General features: G+C 74.0%; 15 protein-coding genes. 9 read left to right on the top strand and 6 right to left on the bottom strand.

Going from position 1 to position 17,864, the window contains the following annotated elements; translation table 11 throughout:
• Positions 1-8: 8 nt before the first annotated feature.
• On the bottom strand, positions 9-1,235 hold the full coding sequence (locus ACWEPF_RS03070) for a transglycosylase family protein (protein ID WP_452171159.1): 1,227 nt from the start codon (positions 1,233-1,235) through the stop codon (positions 9-11).
• 270 nt (positions 1,236-1,505) lie between these two features.
• On the opposite strand from ACWEPF_RS03070, the gene ACWEPF_RS03065 reads away from it, so the two are divergent.
• Positions 1,506-2,015, top strand: coding sequence for a SigE family RNA polymerase sigma factor (locus tag ACWEPF_RS03065; protein WP_345285362.1), 510 nt, complete (start codon positions 1,506-1,508; stop codon positions 2,013-2,015).
• Between the two features lie 114 nt (positions 2,016-2,129).
• A complete protein-coding gene (locus tag ACWEPF_RS03060; RefSeq protein WP_452171158.1) occupies positions 2,130-3,047 on the top strand; it encodes a hypothetical protein in 918 nt (305 codons plus the stop codon).
• A gap of 48 nt (positions 3,048-3,095) precedes the next feature.
• Here the strand turns inward: ACWEPF_RS03060 and ACWEPF_RS03055 are convergent, their stop codons facing one another.
• Together ACWEPF_RS03055 and ACWEPF_RS03050 are read right to left on the bottom strand one after the other, a co-directional pair.
• Entirely contained in the window at positions 3,096-6,092 is a 2,997-nt protein-coding gene (locus ACWEPF_RS03055; RefSeq protein ID WP_452171157.1) for an SGNH hydrolase domain-containing protein, read from the bottom strand.
• 15 nt (positions 6,093-6,107) lie between these two features.
• Positions 6,108-7,793, bottom strand: coding sequence for a glycosyltransferase family 2 protein (locus ACWEPF_RS03050; protein WP_452171156.1), 1,686 nt, complete (start codon positions 7,791-7,793; stop codon positions 6,108-6,110).
• A gap of 502 nt (positions 7,794-8,295) precedes the next feature.
• Here ACWEPF_RS03050 and ACWEPF_RS03045 point away from each other — a divergent pair.
• From ACWEPF_RS03045 to ACWEPF_RS03030, 4 genes are all read left to right on the top strand, one after another.
• Complete coding sequence (locus ACWEPF_RS03045) at positions 8,296-9,357, top strand: helix-turn-helix domain-containing protein (RefSeq protein WP_452171155.1); 1,062 nt, start codon at positions 8,296-8,298, stop codon at positions 9,355-9,357.
• A gap of 78 nt (positions 9,358-9,435) precedes the next feature.
• A complete protein-coding gene (locus ACWEPF_RS03040) occupies positions 9,436-9,921 on the top strand; it encodes a DUF5709 domain-containing protein (protein ID WP_452171154.1) in 486 nt (161 codons plus the stop codon).
• 59 nt (positions 9,922-9,980) lie between these two features.
• Positions 9,981-11,429, top strand: coding sequence for an MFS transporter (locus ACWEPF_RS03035; protein WP_452171153.1), 1,449 nt, complete (start codon positions 9,981-9,983; stop codon positions 11,427-11,429).
• 232 nt (positions 11,430-11,661) lie between these two features.
• A complete protein-coding gene (locus ACWEPF_RS03030) occupies positions 11,662-12,414 on the top strand; it encodes an ATP-grasp domain-containing protein (RefSeq protein WP_452171246.1) in 753 nt (250 codons plus the stop codon).
• A gap of 58 nt (positions 12,415-12,472) precedes the next feature.
• Here the strand turns inward: ACWEPF_RS03030 and ACWEPF_RS03025 are convergent, their stop codons facing one another.
• Both ACWEPF_RS03025 and ACWEPF_RS03020 read right to left on the bottom strand, forming a co-directional pair.
• The gene (locus ACWEPF_RS03025) at positions 12,473-13,267 is read right to left on the bottom strand and encodes a family 1 encapsulin nanocompartment shell protein (RefSeq protein WP_452171152.1); all 795 of its coding nucleotides are present in this window, start codon (positions 13,265-13,267) and stop codon (positions 12,473-12,475) included.
• A 30-nt stretch (positions 13,268-13,297) separates the two neighbouring features.
• Positions 13,298-14,329 carry a Dyp-type peroxidase gene (locus tag ACWEPF_RS03020; RefSeq protein WP_452171151.1) on the bottom strand — a complete coding sequence of 344 codons (1,032 nt, stop codon included), beginning with the start codon at positions 14,327-14,329 and terminating at the stop codon, positions 13,298-13,300.
• A 297-nt stretch (positions 14,330-14,626) separates the two neighbouring features.
• On the opposite strand from ACWEPF_RS03020, the gene ACWEPF_RS03015 reads away from it, so the two are divergent.
• On the top strand, positions 14,627-15,346 hold the full coding sequence (locus tag ACWEPF_RS03015; RefSeq protein WP_452171150.1) for a flavodoxin family protein: 720 nt from the start codon (positions 14,627-14,629) through the stop codon (positions 15,344-15,346).
• 143 nt (positions 15,347-15,489) lie between these two features.
• Positions 15,490-16,014, top strand: coding sequence for a DUF3291 domain-containing protein (locus ACWEPF_RS03010; protein ID WP_452171149.1), 525 nt, complete (start codon positions 15,490-15,492; stop codon positions 16,012-16,014).
• On the opposite strand, the gene ACWEPF_RS03005 is transcribed toward ACWEPF_RS03010, so the two are convergent.
• A complete protein-coding gene (locus ACWEPF_RS03005; RefSeq protein ID WP_452171148.1) occupies positions 16,011-16,841 on the bottom strand; it encodes an endonuclease/exonuclease/phosphatase family protein in 831 nt (276 codons plus the stop codon). The genes ACWEPF_RS03010 and ACWEPF_RS03005 overlap by 4 nt on opposite strands.
• 94 nt (positions 16,842-16,935) lie before the next feature.
• Here ACWEPF_RS03005 and ACWEPF_RS03000 point away from each other — a divergent pair, with 94 nt between their 5' ends.
• Positions 16,936-17,853: a hypothetical protein gene (locus ACWEPF_RS03000; protein WP_452171147.1), complete on the top strand. Its 918-nt coding sequence runs from the start codon at positions 16,936-16,938 to the stop codon at positions 17,851-17,853.
• Positions 17,854-17,864 lie beyond the last annotated feature (11 nt).

Raw genomic sequence — 17,864 nt, 5'->3', positions numbered from 1 at the left:
ACGGTGCGTCAGCCGGTGAAGGCGGCGGTGGCGCTGAGCGAGTCGGCGCCGCCGGCGGCGGGGGCCCAGCCGCTCCAGGTGCCGGTGTTGTAGTCGCCGTCGATCTCCAGGAGGCGGTTGCCGTTGTCGGTGGCGAAGACGTGGTTGACGTTGCCGGCGGCGGCGCTGGTGATGCGCTTGAGGTTGCCGCCGGGCATCTTGAACCAGCCGTTCCACTGGCCGGTGGCGAAGTTGCCGTCGGTGTTGGACCAGCTGCCGTCGGGGGCGACGGCGCTCAGGTGCACCGTGAGGCCGGAGGCGGAGGCGGCGACGTCCCGGGCGGTGAAGGCGGCGGACCCGGCGGTGCTCCAGGAACTCCAGCTGCCGGTGGCGTAGTTGGCGTCCTTCTCCACCACCTGATCGGCGGTGTTGATGGCGAAGATGTGGTTGACGTTGTCGCTGGTGCTCGCGCTGGTGACGCGCTTGAAGCCGCCGCCGTGGTCGGTCCAGCCGTTCCAGCGGCCGGCGTTGTAGTCGGCGTCGGTGTTGTAGAGGTGTCCGTCGGTGCCGACGACCACCAGGTGGACGGTGTTGCCGAAGGAGGAGGCCGAGATCGCGGCGGCGGCGGTGGGCAGGGCGGCGGTGCCGGGCTGGAACCAGCCGGACCACTGGCCGGTCGCGTAGTTGCCGTCCTTCTCGAAGACCTGGCCGTTGCGGATGGCGAAGATGCGGTTGACGGACCCGGTGGCGGCGCTGGTGACCTCGGTGATCTCGGAGGCGCCCAGGTCGCTCCAGCCGGACCACCGGCCGGTGGAGTAGTTGCCCTCGGCGTTCTGCAGGGTGCCGCCCGGCTTCAGGTCCACCAGGCGCACCGTGTTGGCCGGTGCCGGGAACGGGTCCGCGCGGTCGGTGTCCAGGCCGGTGCCGGGCCAGCAGCTCCACGCGCGGTAGCCCTGGTCGGCGAGGATCTTCTCGGCTATCAGGATCTGCTGCGTCTTGGTGGCCTGGTCGGGGCGGGCCGCGTACTGGGTCCCGCCGTAGTACTGCCAGTTGTGCAGGTTGATCTGCAGACCGCCGTAGTAGCCGGCGGGGTTGACGGCGCTCCAGTTGTCGGTGCTCTCGCAGTGGGCCACCTTGTCCCAGGTGGCGACCGAGGCCGCCGAGGCCGTCCCCTGGCCGCCGGCCGTCACCACGGCCGCCAGGACGGAGGCGGCGGCGAGGGCGACGGTGAGGCGCATCGGACGGTTTTCGGACATGGGGGTTCCCCGTTCTGCGAGAGGTGGAGGGGCCGGTGCCGCGGCTCTCCGCGAGCGCCGTCCGGCCGGTGATCACCATCTTGGAGGCCCCCGGAGCCCGGCAGAAGACCGTCCGGATGGACGGAACTGGCCCCGGACGGATCCGTCCACCACCCCGGCGGAGCCCCTCTGACGGGAAGTCACCGCGCCGAAGGTGCAGCGGAACGGGCGGGCCACCGCGTCAGAGGGGTGGGGGACGCAAGCCCCCGATCGGATCGAGGGGGCGCGGGGATGGGTGCGGGCAGCGGTGAGGCCGGATTCGAGGAGTTCGTGGCGGCGCGGTATCCGGCGTTGCGGCGGACGGCCTACCTGCTGTGCGGGGACTGGCACGCGGCGGAGGACCTGGTGCAGGGAGCACTGGTGAAGCTGTACGCGCGCTGGCGACGCCTGCGGGAGCCGGACAAGGCCGGAGCGTACGCGCGCACCGTGATGGTGCGCGACCACATCGACGGGCTGCGGCGCCGGTCCAGCACGGAGCTGAGCCTCCCCGAACCGCCCGAGACCCAGGCCGCCCGAGTGCCGGACAGCGACCGGCAGTTGGCGCTGCGCGCGGCGCTGGCCGAGCTGCGCCCGCAGTACCGCGCGGTGCTGGTGCTCCGCTACTGGGAGGACCAGACCGTGGCCGAGACCGCCCGGGTGCTCGGACTGGCCGAGGGCACCGTGCGCTCGGACGCGCACCGCGCGCTGGGCAAGCTGCGCGAGGTGCTGGGCGATTCGGTCCTCGACCTGGTCGCGGACTGATCCGCCGACCGGGCCGCCGACGGGGCCGCCGACCGGGCAGCCGGGCGGGGCCGTCGGGCCGGGCCCAGGGGCGCCGCACCACCACGACCATGACGACCAGTGAGGAGAAGGACGATGACCGCAGCTGACCCCGGGCCGGAGCAGGAGGGCCGGCTGGCCACTGCCGTGTTCGGCGCCGTGCTGGACCACGAGGAGCCGCCGCTGCCCGCGGTGCTGGCGCCCGTGCGCGAGCGCGGCCGGCGGCTGCGCCGGGCCCGGCGGGCCCGGGCCGGGCTGCTCGGCGCGGCGTGCACGGCCGCCGCCGTGCTGCTGGTGGTGAACGTGACCGCGGCGGGGGGAGGCTCCGCCGGCCTCGGGCCGGGCACCGTCACGCCGGAGACGGCCACGGCCTCGCCGTCGCCCAGTGCCTCGCCGACCGGCCCCGGCCGGGCGATGACCATGGAGGAGGGCTTCCAGCGGCTCAGGGAGGCGGTGCGGGAGGCCGCGCCGCAGCGGCTCTCGGTGCTGCACCTCAGCCCGTCCGGCTTCACGGAGTTCATGCTGACCGAGCCCGGGAGCCCCTCCCCGCGACCGGGGTCGACCGCGGAGGCGGTCCGGCTGGGCATCCGGGGAGGTCAGCCGGTCGCCCCCGGCCAGTCACCGGAGTCGCCGTGCACCCGGACGGGGCCGCAGAAGGCCGCCACCTGCGTGCACCGGGTGCTGGGCGACGGCTCGACCGGCTGGATCTCCTCCTACGGCGGGGCCGACCCGCGCCTGGAGGCCACCTTCGCCTCGCCGGGCGGCACGGTCTTCGGGCTCTCCGTCATCAACCCGGCGGCGGCGGACCGGGCGGCGCTGAGCCTGGACGAGCTGGTGGACCTGGTCGGCCGCGCCCCCGTGTACACCGCGCTGCTCGCCACCCAGGAGACCTCCCCGGGCGGCCCGTCCCCCCAGCCCTCCGCCTTCCGCACCTCCACCCCGTCCTCGGGACGGCCGTCCTCCCCGTCCTCGGCGCCGGGCTCGGGTTCCGCTTCGCCCTCGGGCCTCGGGTGACGCGGAAGGGCCCCGCCGGACGGTGTCCGACGGGGCCCTGACGGGAGGTCAGCCGCGGTTGGCGGCCGGCTTGGTGGTGACCGAGACGTAGTCGACCCGCATCGGGTGGCCTGGCTCGGTGGCCGGGCCGACGGTGCCTCCGTACGCGGCGGGCAGGTTGCCGCCGACGGCCACGTTGAGGATCAGGAACAGCCCCTTGCCGACGGCCCTGTCCCAGCTGGCGCGGTCCATCCGGGAGGCCTCCACGCGGTGGAACTCGCGGCCGTCCAGGTACCAGCGGATCTGCTCCGCCCCGGCGGTCAGGTCGACCTCCACGGCGTAGGCGTGGAAGCCCGACCGGCAGCCGTCGCACGGGACCTCACCCGAACCGAGGCCCTTGGGCTCCTGGCAGGGGCCGCCGTCCAGGACGCCGCAGTGCATGGTGCCGAAGACCGCGTCCCGGCCGTTGACGTTCTCCATCACGTCCAGCTCGCCGATCGCGGGCCAGCCGGTGTAGCCGTTGCGCAGCTCGCCGCCGAGGGTCCAGAAGGCCGGCCAGTAACCGGCCGCGGCCGGGCCGGTGACGTCCGGCAGCGCGATCGAGGCCTCGATCCGCATCACCCCGCCGGGCTGGGGCTTGAGGTCGGCCCGGCGGGACTCGATCCGGCCCGAGGACCAGCTGCCGTCCGCCGCGCGGGTGGGGACGATCTCCAGGGCGCCCCTGCCGTCCAGGCGGACGTTGGCGGTGGAGTCGGTCATGGTCTCGACCTCGCCGGTGCCCCACTGCGGGGCCGGGCAGCCGGGGTAGCAGGTACCGAGGTCGTACTGCCAGTTGGCGGCCGAGGGGCGGCTCCCGGACGGCCCGTCGAAGTCGTCCCGCAGCAGCTGCGTCCAGCCGCCCGCCTGCGGGGTCCCGGCGGTGCCGCCGCGGGCCGGTACCAGCCCGGCCTCGGTGAGCAGCCGCTCCAGGCGCGGGGTGAGCACCACCGCCGCCACGTTGGTGATGTGCGCGTCGTCGCGGTAGAGCAGGATGCGCTCCAGCACCGCCGGGCAGGCCTTCCCGGTGCCGGGGCAGAGCACGGAGTTCACCGAGACGCTGTGCACCCCGGGCATCCGGCCCGCCGCGACGGCCTCGGCCAGCGGGTCCGCCCACTGGGCCTTGGCGCGGTCGAAGGCGCAGGCCGCCGGGTCCGCGGTGTGGCCGGAGACGCAGGCCGGCACGTCGGTGCCGGGGACGGGGGTGTCCTGGAGGTAGACCACCGGCACGCCGAGGGCGCGCAGCGGGGCGAGGGTCTTCTCCCAGCCCCGGAGCAGCAGTTCGGGGTCGTCGGTGTAGCGGTTGAGGGTGGAGACGGCGATCAGCCGGGGCTTGGGGCCCTTCGCGATGCGCTCCAGCGCTGCCGTCCGCCAGGTGTCGCACTCGTGGTAGGTGCGGCCCAACTGGGGGTTCACCACGGTGAGTTCGGGCAGCGGGCAGCCCTGCTTGACCAACTCCTCCAGCGCCCAGCCGCGTTCGGCGGCGATCGCCAGCATCGCGGAGAACCACTGCCCGGCGTGCGAGTCGCCCAGCAGCACCACCCGGTCGGGGCTGGTGGTGTTGCCGAACAGGCAGGCGGGGCTGCTGACCGCGGTCGGGGCCACCTCGCACTCGCCGTCGGGCGGGAAGTCCTGCCGGGCCTGCACCGGATCGGGCACCACCGGACCGCCCTTGGGGGCGCCGGCGGTCTGCACCAGCAGCGAGGTGCCGTCGGGGGAGCCCGGCGGCAGGCCGAGCAGGTCGACGGGCTTGGAGGGGCCGAGCAGGCGCAGCGTCCCGGTGCCGACCACCAGCGCCAGCACCACCGGGACGATGACCGCGGCGAGGCCCAGGGAGAGGCCGCGGCGCGGGAGTTCGGAGAGCGTGCGGTTGTGCCGCAGCGGCGTCTCGATCCAGCGCATGGCGGCCATCGCGGGCAGCGCGGCGGCGGCGGTGAGCGCCACCTTCACCGGCCAGGAGAGCGCGCCGAACTGCGCCTCCGCGAGGATCAGCACCGGCCAGTGCCAGAGGTAGAGGTTGTAGGAGAGCCGGCCGACGGCCCGGGGCGCACGGGTGCCCAGCAGGCGGTTGACGCCCTGGTCGGTGCCCGCGCCGGTCCGGTCGGGGGTGCCGGCCAGGATCACGGCGGCGGTGCCGAGGGTCGGCAGCAGGGCGGCGTAGCCGGGGTAGGGGGTCTTGGAGTCGAAGACCAGCACGGCCGCGACGATGGCGAACAGGCCAGCCCAGCCGCACAGTTGACGCAGCGTCCGGGTGGAGGGCAGCAGGTGCCACGGCAGCAGCGCGAGCAGTGCGCCCACGCCGAACTGCCAGGCCCGGGACGGGGTCGCGAGGTACGCCAGCGAGGCGGAGCCCTGGGTCCAGTACAGCGCGAGGAGGAAGGAGGCGGCGGTCAGCCCGGTGGCGATCACGGTGGTCACCGAGCGCACCGAGCGGCCGCGGCGGGCGGCCCGCCCTGCGAAGAACACCACGGCGGCCAGCAGCGGGCCCCAGAACAGGTAGAACTGCTCCTCCACCGCCAGCGACCAGAAGTGCAGCAGCGGGCTCTCGTCCCGCCCGGCCGCCAGGTAGTCGGTCTGCTGGGCGATGAAGCGCCAGTTCCCGATCGACAGCGCCGCCGCCAGGACGTCGTACTCGAGGTCGGTTCGGCGCAGCGGCACGGTGAGCCAGGCACCGGCCAGCGCGACCACGCCGAGCACCAGCGCGGCCGAGGGCAGCAGGCGGCGGGCCCGGCGGGCGAAGAACTCGCCGAGCCGGATCCGGCCGGTGGTGACGGCCTCGCGGACCAGCAGATGGGTGATCAGGTAGCCGGAGACGACGAAGAAGACGTCCACCCCGACGAAACCGCCGGCCAGGCCGGGCACCGAGGCGTGGAAGGCCAGCACGGCCAGCACGGCGAGCGCGCGCAGGCCCTCGATGTCGGCCCGGAAGCCGCTCGGCCGGCCGGGGGCGGTGGTGCGCGCGGGCGCGGGGCGCTGCGCGGGTATGACGTAGGAGGTGGGACGGAGGTCCGAATCGACGGACGAGGACATCGGTGTGACGACCTTTCAGCCCAGCCAGGGCAGCATGGGGCGGACCCAGCCGGAGGCGAGCAGAGCGACGAGGACGAGGGCGGCGGTGGCGGCGAGCGCCTCCGGCCAGCGGCGGGGCAGCATCGCCCGGCGGGCCCGGGTGGCGTTGCGGGACTCGACCGTCTCCGAGGCGCCCGGCACCAGTTCGATCAGCAGGTCGCGGATCAGCGGCAGGCTGATCTGGAACTGCACCAGCAGGTAGAGCCCGAGGCCCCAGGTGGGCGCGATGCCGTGCTCGGCCGCCGCGAGCGCCAGGCCCACGGCGGCGGCGCCGACCGAGCCGACCAGCCAGATCAGCGAGACCACGGTGACCTGCTGCGCCAGCTTGCCCGACTTGCTCTTGCCGGGGCCGGCCGTGCCGGTCGGCACCCAGGCGGCGCTGCGGCCGCGCAGGGTGTGCCAGAACGCGGCACCGGCGGCGACGCTCATCAGCACGTTGGCGCGGATCACCTCGACCCGCCAGCGGGTGCGGCTGATCCGGGGCAGCAGCACGTGCCAGAGCCAGAGCGGTGCGAGCAGCGGCAGCACGTGCCAGGGCCGGATCTCGTCCGGGTACCAGAACATCATCACCAGTGGCGGCAGCGGCGCGGCGAAGATGTTCACCACGGTGGTCAGGTAGCCGACCACGCCCTCGTAGAAGCACAGCCGCATCCGCCAGGGCGCGCCGATCCGCTTCAGCTCGGGGGTGGCGAGCAGGTGCAGGTTGCCCATCGCCCAGCGGTACTGCTGGTTGACGAAGGAGGCCAGGTTGTCCGGCGAGGTGCCCTTGGCGACCAGCACCGGGACGTAGAGGGTCTTGAAGCCCTGGGCGTACAGCGCCAGGCCGGTGAACAGGTCCTCGCTGTGGTCCAGCTTGGCGAAGCCGCCGGCGGCGTCGATCGCGGTGCGCCGGTAGACCGCGTTGCTGCCGCAGCAGATGGCCGCGTCACTGGCGTCCCGGGAGGGCTGGATCCACCGGAAGAACCACTCCTGGGCGGAGCCGGCGGCGCGCTGGATCCAGCCCATGGTCTCGTCGGTGTCGAAGCACTGCGGGCTCTGCACGATGCCGATGCCGGGATCGGCGAAGTACGGCACCAGGTGGCGCAGGAAGTCCGGCCGGGGCGCGAAGTCGGCGTCCAGGATGGCGACGAACTCGGCCGTGCTGAGCGTCAGCGCGTGGTTGAGGTTGCCCGCCTTCTTGAAGGCGCCGCGGTCCGGGCGGACCACGTACTCGTAGCCGTGCGCGGCGGCCAGCTCGGCCACCTCGGGCCGGTCGGCGTCGTCCAGCACCCAGACGGTGAGCGCCTTCGGCCACTCGACCCGGGCGACCGCGCGGTAGGCGTTGGCCAGCACGTCCAGCGGCTCACCGCAGGTCGGCAGGTAGAGGTCGACGGGGGGCAGCTCGGCCGGGTGCCAGGCGTTCACCAGCACCTCGTGCGACTGCCGGGTGAGGCGGCGCGAGCGCAGGCTGTTGAGCGAGGAGAGCGCCAGGGCGACCAGGTTCACCGCCAGCACCGCGAGGAAGGCCCAGAGGGCGGGGGTGCGCAGCGAGAAGGTCAGCATCGTCACGGCGGTGAAGCTGAACGCCAGCGAGGTGCAGATCAGCACCCAGCGGCGCTGTGGTCCGAAGTACCAGTAGAGCTCCTGGTCGGAAGGTGGTTGAGGAAGGTGATGCACAGTCATGAGGCCCCCACAGCCGCGTGTTTCGACAGCGTCCTGGGCAGCACCGTACCGCAATTGGTATAGACCAATGGACGGGCGACTGGAGGGCGAGACGACCATCGGGTGAACCCTTGCCCCGGAGATCATTCCGGGCTCCGCACGGTGCGGTGGGGCGATCAGTGGGCCACGAACAGGCCAACACTGGCGCAATTCCCGCGTCTTGGGACGGGCGGGCGCGCGCGCCGGGCCGCGAGGGGTGCCCGGGCGGGAAGGTGATCTTGCCCGAAAGGGTCATTGACGAACCTTCAGGCGGCATCCGGGCGTGACGGACTCTTCATCCGCTGTTCACGGCCGCTGCGGCGGCGTTCGGACCCGGCCCCGGGGAACCGCCCACCCCCGTGAGGCGGTTCCCGGGGCCGGGCCTCGGCGTCCACCACGCTACGGCGCCCGAGGCCGCTCCCCGAGGGACCCGGCACGCCAGGCGGGGGACCGTTCGTGCCAAGGGGGCCTATGCTGCCTCCTCGTGATCGAGAACGCGCCCCGGGGGACGACCTCCTCCGCCCTGGCCCGGCTGAACGTCGACGGCGCGCGCCGCCTCGGCGTCCCGGTCGAGGGGTACGCGCGGCTGGTGGGCCTGGACCCGGAGCACCTCCACGACGACCTCTGCCGGCCGCCGACCACCACCAGCATCCGGATCGCCGAGCTGATGACCGTCCGGGCCCCCTGGACCGAGGTCGCCCGGGTGCTGGCCCGGGAGTCCGAGGTCGGGAGCCTCGGCGTCTGGGACTACCTGATCACCTCGGCCCCGACCCCGCTGGAAGGCCTGCGGGATGCGGTCCGCTACCTGGGCGCCGTCCTCGACACCGGTACGGACGGCGTCGAGGTGACCGAGAACGGCAGCCAGGTCACCCTCACCCACGTCAACCGCGCCGACATGTCCCACGAGGGGGCCGCCGCCGTCCGGGCCGGCGCGCTCGCCCTCTTCCAACAGCGGCTGAGCGCCGCCGCCCGCCGCGCGCTGGTGCCGGTGCACGTCACGCTGAGCACCACTGCCCCGGGCCGGCACCGGGAGCTGGCAGAGCTCTACGGGACCCGCTCGATCGAGTTCGAGGCACCGGTCGGCTCGATGACCTTCCTCGCCGCGGACCTGAACTCCCCGACCCCGCACGCCCAGCCCGGACTCTCGGCCGTGCTGCGCCGGCACGCCGAACAGAACATCGCGGGCGCGGTGGCCGTGCACGGCTGGCTGGACCTCTTCCACGCCGCCCTCGGAGCCGTCGCCGCCGACACCGAGGCCGCCCCCACGCTGGCGCTGGTCGCACGCCGGCTCAACCTCAGCCCCCGCACCCTGCAACGCCGGCTGGACGACCACGGCACCACCTGGACCGCCGAGGTGGAGGACCTGCGCCGGGCCGATGTCGTCAGGCTGCTCCGGCGCACCGACCTCGGCGTCGACGCGGTGGCCGCCCGGAGCGGCTACGCCGACGCCCGGGCCCTGAGGCGGGCGGTCCGCCGCTGGTACGGCACGACACCCGCCGCGCTCCGGGCGGCCCCACCCGGTCGGCCCCTCGGGCGGGCACGCTGAGTTGCACCCGGCCGCGCGGGTGCGAAGCATGGGCATGACCGGGCACGCAGTGCCGGCACCGCACCAGGGAGGTGTCTGATGGCGGACTGGGACGATCAGGACCTCCCGGCCGAGGACGACGGAGTGCTCGAACCGGCGGACAGCCTGCTCACCGACCGCCTCGACGACGACCCGCTCGACACCGGCGTCATCCCCGCCGACGGCTACCAGGGCGCCACCGCCTACGGCACCACGGCCGCCGAGGCCCAGGCCGGCGAGTCCCTCGACCAGCACCTCGCCGAGGAGGAGCCGGACGTCGTCCCGGAGGTGGTCGACGACCGCTGGACCGACGGACCGTCCCCCCGGGCCGGCCGCCTGCTCGGCGGCGAGGACGACGTCACCGGCTTCGACGTCGGCCCGGACGCCGGGGCCGCCGGCGCCGAGGAGGCCGCCGTCCACCTGGTCGACGCCGACCAGGACCGCGACGCCGAGTTCGCGGACGGCAGCCGCGACGAGTCGCTGGACGAGGCGATCGCCTTCACCATCGCCGACGACCTGGCCCAGGCCCGGGACGAGTACCGCTGAACCCCCGCCGCCCACCAGGTGACCACCCGTCAGCGGCCGGGCCGCACCCGGAGGGCGGGGTGACGGCGGCCGCCGACCGCGGCCGCCGCTGGAAGGCGCTCGGCGTCTGCCTGCTGGTCGGCTTCATGAGCCTGCTGGACGTCTCGATCGTCAACGTCGCCCTGCCCTCGATCGACCGGGGCCTGGACGCCGGCCCGGCCGAGCTCTCCTGGGTGCTCTCCGGCTACGCGCTCACCTTCGGACTGACCCTGATCCCGGCCGGCGTGCTCGGCGACATGTGGGGGCGCAGGACGGCCTTCCTGACCGGCCTGGCCGCGTTCACCGCCGCCTCGGCCGCCTGCGGCCTGGCCCCGACCGCCCTCGCCCTGGTGGTGTTCCGGCTGCTCCAGGGAGTGGCCTCGGGCTTGGTGGGGCCTCAGATCTCGGGACTCATCCAGGAGATGTTCACCGGCCCCGAACGCAGCCGCGCCTTCGGCTACTTCGGCACCACCGTCGGTCTGGCCACCGCCGTCGGCCCGCTGGCCGGAGGCCTGCTGATCGAGGCGGCCGGACCGGCGGACGGCTGGCGCTGGGTGTTCTTCGTCAACGTGCCGATCGGGATCGTGGCCTTCCTGCTGGCCCTGCGCCTGATCCCGGGCCGGGCCGGCTGCGGCTCCTCGCAGGGCGGCCTGGGGCGGCGGATCGACGGGGTCGGGGTGCTGCTGCTCGGCACCGGCCTGGTCGCCGTGCTGCTCCCGCTGATCCAGGAGCAGCAGTGGAAGGGAGCCGCGAAGTGGTGGCTGATCCCGCTCGGTCTGGCCCTGCTGGCCCTCTTCGCCCTCTGGGAGCGGCGCACCGCCCGGGCCGGGGGCGTACCGCTGGTGGACCTGGCGCTGTTCCGGGCCGGCTCGTACGTCTGGGGCGCGGTGCTCGGGATGCTCTACTTCGCGGGCTTCACCACGATCTTCTTCATCTTCACCCTCTACCTCCAGAACGGGCTCGGCTACAGCGCCCTGGCGGCCGGCCTCGCCGTCACCCCGTTCGCGGCGGGCTCGGCCGTCTCGGCGGCCGTGGGCGGACGGCTGGTGACCCGGCACGGGCGGTCCCTGATCGTGGCCGGCCTGGTCCTGGTGCTCGCCGGCACGGCACTGGCCGCCCTCGCCGTCCACCTGGTGCCGGGGCGGAACGCCGGCTGGGCGACGGCCGGGCCGCTGCTGCTGGCCGGCGTCGGCTCCGGGCTGGTGATCGCCCCCAACCTGGCGCTGGCCCTGGCCGACGTCCCGGTGGTGCGGGCCGGTACGGCGGGCGGCGTGCTGCAGACCGCGCAGCGGCTCGGCACCGCGATCGGCGTCGCCTGCGTCGGGGCCGCCTTCTTCGCCCACCTGGCGGGCGGCCACTCCTGGGCCTCGGCCTTCCAGGTGGGCATCCTGGTGGCGCTCGGCTTCGAGGCGGCGGCGATGGCCAGTGCCCTGGCGGACCTCCGCCGCCGCCGTCGTGCCTCCTCCGGCCGCGCCTCCGCACCGAACTGACTGCCCTTCGTGCGGATTCGTCGCTGGAGCAGGTCTTCGCGATCCACAGCACCGTGCAGCGGGCGGTGTCCCCGGGGGCGGTGTCCCCGGGGGCGGTGGAGCGGGTCCGGTGGGCGTGGGCGCCGTGGCGGGGAATCTCGGCTGCGGTGGGGGGAGGGCGAGGCTAGCGTGGTGCCTCTGTGAGGGAGAGGGGATCGCGGTGCTGGTCATGCCCGGGCGGCGGACGTCGACGATGGAGCTGCTGGCTGCGGAGGCGGCGGGCCGTGGGATGGCGGTCAGGGCCGCCGAGGAGCCCGGACTGGTGGGCCCCGCGTACTGGTACGGCGGGCCGATCGCGGGTGCCGGACTGGCGGGCCGGCTCGGGTTCGCGCTCCTGGAGCCCGGGGACGACTGGCTCGCCGAACTGTCGGAGGAGTTCACCGGCCGGTCGGTCCGGACCGCGACCGTGGCGGATGTGTGGGCGCTCGACCGGCCGACGTTCGTCAAGCCGCCACGTGACAAGTCCTTTCCCCCCGGCATCCACACCGACGGCTCGCGGCTGCCCTCCGACCTGGACCCGGCGACGCCGGTCCTGCTGTCCGAGGTGGTGACCTTCGCCGCGGAGTACCGGCTCTTCCTGCTGGACGGTCAGATCGCTGCGGCGAGCCGGTACGCGGCGTTCGGCCGGCTCGATCCCCGCCCGTTCGATCCCCGCCCGCTCGCCACGGGCCTCGCGGAGCGGGCGATCGCGGCGGAGATCACCGAGTTCGCCGACCGGCTGGTCGCCGAGGCCGGGCACACCTTGCCGAGCGCCGTCGTCGTGGACGTCGGGCAGCTGCTCGACCCGTACCGCCCGGGCCACCGCTGGGCCGTGGTGGAGGCCAACATGGCGTGGTTCTCGCACGCCTACGCCGCCGATCCGGCACGGGTGCTGGACGTGGTCCTGCGGGCGGCGGGCCCGCGCGAGCACGTGCGGCCCCGGGACCTGGCGTTCGATCGGCACTGACCCGCACCACTCGACCCGGGCGCTTGTCCGAGAGCTCACACCGGAGAACGGGGACCGCTCAGACCAACGGGACGGCGGCCTCGGGGGAGTACAGGCTGAAGGTGAGCGCCTGCTGGAGGTAGAGCTCCACCGTGTCGGCGTCGTGCCGCAGGTACCCGATGGAGAGGTCCTGGCCCAGGTGCAGCTCGAAGTCGCCGCCCCGGGTGGAGAGCAGCACTCCGCCGGTCAGCGCCGGGGCCCAGATCAGCGGGCAGTCCAGGGCGCGGGCGATGTGCTGACGGATCGGGTAGCCGTGGTCGGAGGTCTCGTTGACGGCGGTGTACGCGTCCGCGCCCAGCAGCAGCGCGTACGGGCCGCCGACGCCCGCCAGCCGCAGGGTGGAGAGTGCGTGGCTGACGGTGTCGGGGTAGGCGGTGACGTCCTGCGGCAGCGCCACCGGCGGATTGTCGGCGGCGGCCCGCAGCCCGGAGATCCCGGCCTCCGGCCAGCCGTCGAAGACCGCCCGGTCCTCGGCCATCGCCATGGTCCGGGCCGCGTCCTTGACCGGCTGCCAGTCGCTGTCCTTCGACCCGCGCTCCACGTCGTCCACCGCGTCCCGGCTCAGCGTGAAGCGCGTCCTCAACTCCACCACCGGGCGCACCTGGTGGGCCCGGGCCCGCAGGCCCTCGGCGGGCGGCGGCAGCGGGGTCAGGTGCCCGGTGCCGACCGCGGCCAGCGCCGGCCCGGCCGGACCGGAGAGGTCCACCACCCGGCGACCGGCCAGGTGCAGGACGAAGGTCCGGCGGGCCTCCTCCTCGATCTCGGCCCAGGCGGTCTCGCTGATCGGGGCCAGTGCGCGGTGCAGGTTGTCCACGGGTTCACGGTGCTTTCACTGGGGGACGGTTCAATCGGCCCGGACGGGAGCGGGCTTGAGGCTGCCGATCCCCAACGAGCCGTCCTTCTCCGGCTGTTGACGCTCGCTGGTGGAGGCGTCCGGGTCGGCGGCCGGCCCGTCCTCCAGGAAGTCGGCGGTCGGGACGTGGAAGAGGCTTCCGGTGACGGCGGTGGAGAAGTCCAGGATCCGGTCGTGGGAGGCCTCGTCGGTGCCGAGGAACATGTTCCGCAGCATCTGCTCGGTGACCTCCGGCGTGCGGCAGTACCCGGCGAAGTAGGTCCCGTACTCACCCCGCCCGGGCGAGCCGAACGGCATGTTGGCGCGGTAGATCTGGCGCTCCTCGCCGTCCTCGTCCAGCACCTGGTTGACCGCCACGTGCGAGTCCGACGCCTGCACGCCGTCGGGGAGTTCGACGTCGGAGAGCTTGGTCCGGCCGATCACCCGCTCCTGCGCGTCCGAGCCGATCCGGTCCCAACCGTCCAGGTCGTGCAGGTACTTCTGCACGATCAGGTAGCTCCCGCCGGCGAAGTCCGGGTCCTCGTCCCCGATGTGGACCGCCTCCACGGCCGGGTTCCCCTCCGGGTTCTCGGTGCCGTCGACGAAGCCCAGCAGGTCGCGTTGGTCGAAGTAGGTGAAGCCCTGCACCTCGTCCACCACCCGCACCGCACCCGCCATCCGACGGGTGATCAGGGTGCCCAGCTCGAAACAGAGGTCGGCCTGCTGCGCCCGGACGTGGAAGACCACATCGCCCGGGGTCGAGGGGGCGGTGTGCCGCGCGCCGCGCAGCGGCACGAAGGGGTGCAGTCCGGCCGGCCGCGGCCCGCCGAACAGTCGGTCCCAGGCCTGCGAGCCGATCCCCGCCACACAGGTCAGCCGGTCCGCCGGCCGACGGAACCCCACCGACCGCACCAGCCCCGCCAGATCCCCCAACAACTCCCGCACCACCGGCTCGCCGCCGGCCTCCACGGTCATCACCAGGAACAGCGCGGCCCGACTCGGTGCCGCCAGCACCGCCTGCACGTTCGGCGACTTCCCACCCACGTCCGACTCCCCTCCGCGACCGCCCCCTACGGGCGGCCCCACCCAGCTTGACCGGGCCCGTGCCCGATCCCACGACGGCAGGCGGACAGGTACCCCGAACGGCCCAGTCCCCGCCCCACCCTGACGAATTCTCAGCCGCCCCTCCCGGCACCTCCGGCCCCCGACGGCGCTCCGTCAACTGCCCCGCCCGCACTCCGTGACCTCGGCGGCGTGTCCTCCCGGGGGTGCGGCGCCCGACGTGGTCAGCTGGGCCCACCACCCACCCGCCGGGCCCCGACCGTTCACCAGGAGCACGTGATGACCACCGAACCCGGGACCTCCTACGCCGACCTGCGCGCGATCGTGCTCAACTGCACGCTCAAGCGCTCCCCGGAGCGCAGCCACACCCAGGGGCTGATCGACATCAGCACCGGCATCATGCAGCGCCAGGGCGTGGCCGTCGATGTGCTGCGGCCGGTCGACCTGGACATCGCCACCGGGGTCTGGCCGGACATGACCGAGCACGGCTGGGAGACCGACGAGTGGCCGGTGGTCTACAGCCAGGTGATGTCCGCCGACATCCTGATCCTGGCGGGGCCGGTCTGGCTCGGGGACAACTCCTCGGTGATGAAGCAGACCATCGAGCGGCTCTACGCCTGCTCCTCCATCCTCAACTCCCAGGGCCAGTACGCCTACTACGGCCGCGTCGGTGGCTGCCTGATCACCGGCAACGAGGACGGCGCCAAGCACTGCGCCATGAACGTCCTCTACAGCCTCCAGCACCTCGGCTACACCATCCCGCCCCAGGCCGACGCCGGCTGGGTCGGCCCGGCCGGCCCCGGCCCGTCCTACCTCGACGAGGGATCGGGTGGCCCGGAGAACGACTTCACCAACCGCAACACCACCTTCATGACCTGGAACCTCCTCCACCTCGCCCGCCTCCTCAAGGACGCCGGCGGCATCCCCGCCCACGGCAACCAGCGCTCCGGCTGGGACGCCGGCTGCCGCTACGACTTCGAGAACCCCGAGCACCGCTGAGACTCGTCCGGGAGGCCACCCCGGCACCGAAAACGCAACTTCGACATGATCGGGGAAGGCGACTAGCCTCACCCGCTCGTGGGTGACCGCCCACGCGTGCAAGGGGGTCCCGTACCCGGACCCCCGGAACCGGGGAGGGACGCATGCCGCAGCTGGCGCTGTACACGTTCGGAGTTCTGAAGTTGCCGTTGGCCGATCCGGGGACGCTCACCCGTGAGCTGTACGAGAGCGGGGAGTCGGTCTACCGCGAGATCAGCCGGCAGCCCGGGTACCTGGCCCACGCCGAACCGGTGGCCGGGGGACCGGGAGAGCTCTTCGGGGCGGACTGGGGGGTGTGGGGGGAGTTCGCGGTGCCGGGCTGGTACCGGAAGGGGCGGACGGCGGAGAGTACGGCGTTGGCGGCGACGCTGTCGCTCTGGACGGATGAGGACGCGGCCTTCGAGGCGGTGTACGGCGGGCTGCACCGCGAGGCGCTGAGTCGGCGTCACGACTGGTTCGAGAGGTCGGGCCACCCGACCCACGTCATGTGGTGGGTTCCTGACGGTGCGGTGCCCACCTGGGGCGACGGGGCCTCGAGGATGGAACGCCTCCACGAGCACGGCGTCACGGCGGACGGCTTCACCTTCCGGCACCCGTTCGCCCCGGAGGGAACTCGGTCCGAGCGTTAGAGGGGGAGTTCGACCACCAGGGGGAGGTGGTCGGAGATCGGCGGCCGAGCCACCCGTACCGGCCGGTGGGGGCCGGGGCCGGTGGTGAGGACGTGGTCGAGTTGGAGCCGCGGGTGGTGGGCGGGGAAGGTCCGGGCGCGGGCGGTGGGGTGCCAGCCGCGGCCCAGGACGGTCGTCGGGACGGCGCCCGGGAGGTTCAAGTCGCCGAGCAGGACGTGTGGTTGGGGCAGGTCGGCGATCCACCTCCGGACGGCGAGGAGCTGGCGGACGTTCCAGCCCGGGACGAAGGACAGGTGGAGCGCCACCGCCGTGAAGGGTCCTCGCCGGCCTTCCAGGACCGCCGCCAGCGCCACCCGGGGATGGTCCCGCACCACCCGGAGGCCGCGCGAGGAGGGGGAGGGGAGCAGCGCCGCGACCGGCGGCTCCGCGAAACGCCGTGCCCGCCAGTGGTGGACGGGCAGCCGCGACAGCAGTGCGATGCCGTGCGAGGGAGCCGTCCCGTCGTGCCCGGTCCCGGGCGGGCCGTAGACCCGCAGGCCCGGCTCCGAGCGCTCGCGGACCCAGCTGCGCCCTTCCCTGGCCCGGGCGTGGAACGCGGAAGCGTACCGCCACTCCACCGGCCCGAGCGCCTCCGCGACGGCGCGGGCCTGGTCGACCCGGCCGGAGCGTTCCTGGAAGCGGTCCAGCTCCTGAAGCACCGTCACCTCGGCGTCGAGGGCGGCCACGGCCTCCACCAGCGCCCCGACGGCCACCGGGCCGGGGTCGCCGACCGTCCGCCCGTGCAGGACGTTGAAGGTGGCGAGCCGTACGGGAGTCGAGGCGGTCATTCCCTGACGCTACCTCAGGGCGTTGTGGCCGTTCGCCGGACAGGCGTGACCGTGGACGGGCAAGCTGTTCGCCGACGGAACGGGGGAGACGAGGGTGATCGAGACGATCGTCGCCGTGGTGGGGGCGTTCAGCACCCTGGCGGGCGTCGGGATCGGTGTGGCCGGATACCGGAGCCAGGCGGCGCTGGTGAAGCTGCAGGGCGAGCAGCTCCGGCGCCAGATCGAGGACTCCGAGCGGGCCCGGCGGTCGGCGGAGTCGGCCGAGCGGCGTGCCGAGGAGGCCGAGCGCCGCGCCGAGCTGGCCGGCAGGCAGCGGGCCGAGCAGGAGGAGCAGGCCGAGCGGCGGCGGGAGCGGCAACAACTCCTGATGTCTGCACGGGACTTCACCGTCGAGCCGGTCGGGAACGCGGTGCGGGCCGCTTACCGGGGCCGGCATCCCGTGACGGAGGTACGGCTGTACTGGCGGGACACGGAGATCACCCCGGGTGGCCGGGCTCTGGACCTGTACCTGTCCTCCGACACCCCCTCGACGGGGGAGGCCGTCGTCCCCGTTCCGGGGATGCCGGAAGGTACGCGGGCGCAGTTGGCGGAGATCCACGCGGAGTACACCGACGTCCAGGGGCGGCGCTGGCGCCGCCGAGGGGACGGGGGCCTCCTGCTGCGCGGCGCGGACGGGCGCTGGAGCGCCGAGCCCACCGTCTGGCTGGACCTCGTCCTGGACGAGCCGTTCCCGGTGGTGACGGGGCAGGGGTCGCAGACCAACCCGTGGGGCCTGCCGCAACCGCAGGGCTTCCCGCCGCAGCAGCCGCCGTTCGGGTACCCGGCGGTGGGGGACTGGGGGACGGCCGAGCCGAGCTCCATGAGGGTGGCGTCACACGTCGTCCACGGTGCGTCGGCCCCTTCGGTCGGTCCCAAGGGCGTTGAGGGAGGGGCACGGTGGCCGCTCGTCCTCGCTCTTGCGGGCATCGGGGCTGGCGTCGCCGCCCTCTCCTTCCTCGCCCTGTGGAGATGAGCGGGCCGACC

The sequence above is a fragment of the Kitasatospora sp. NPDC004289 genome (assembly GCF_053602875.1).
This window is presented reverse-complemented; position numbering and strand designations above follow the sequence as displayed.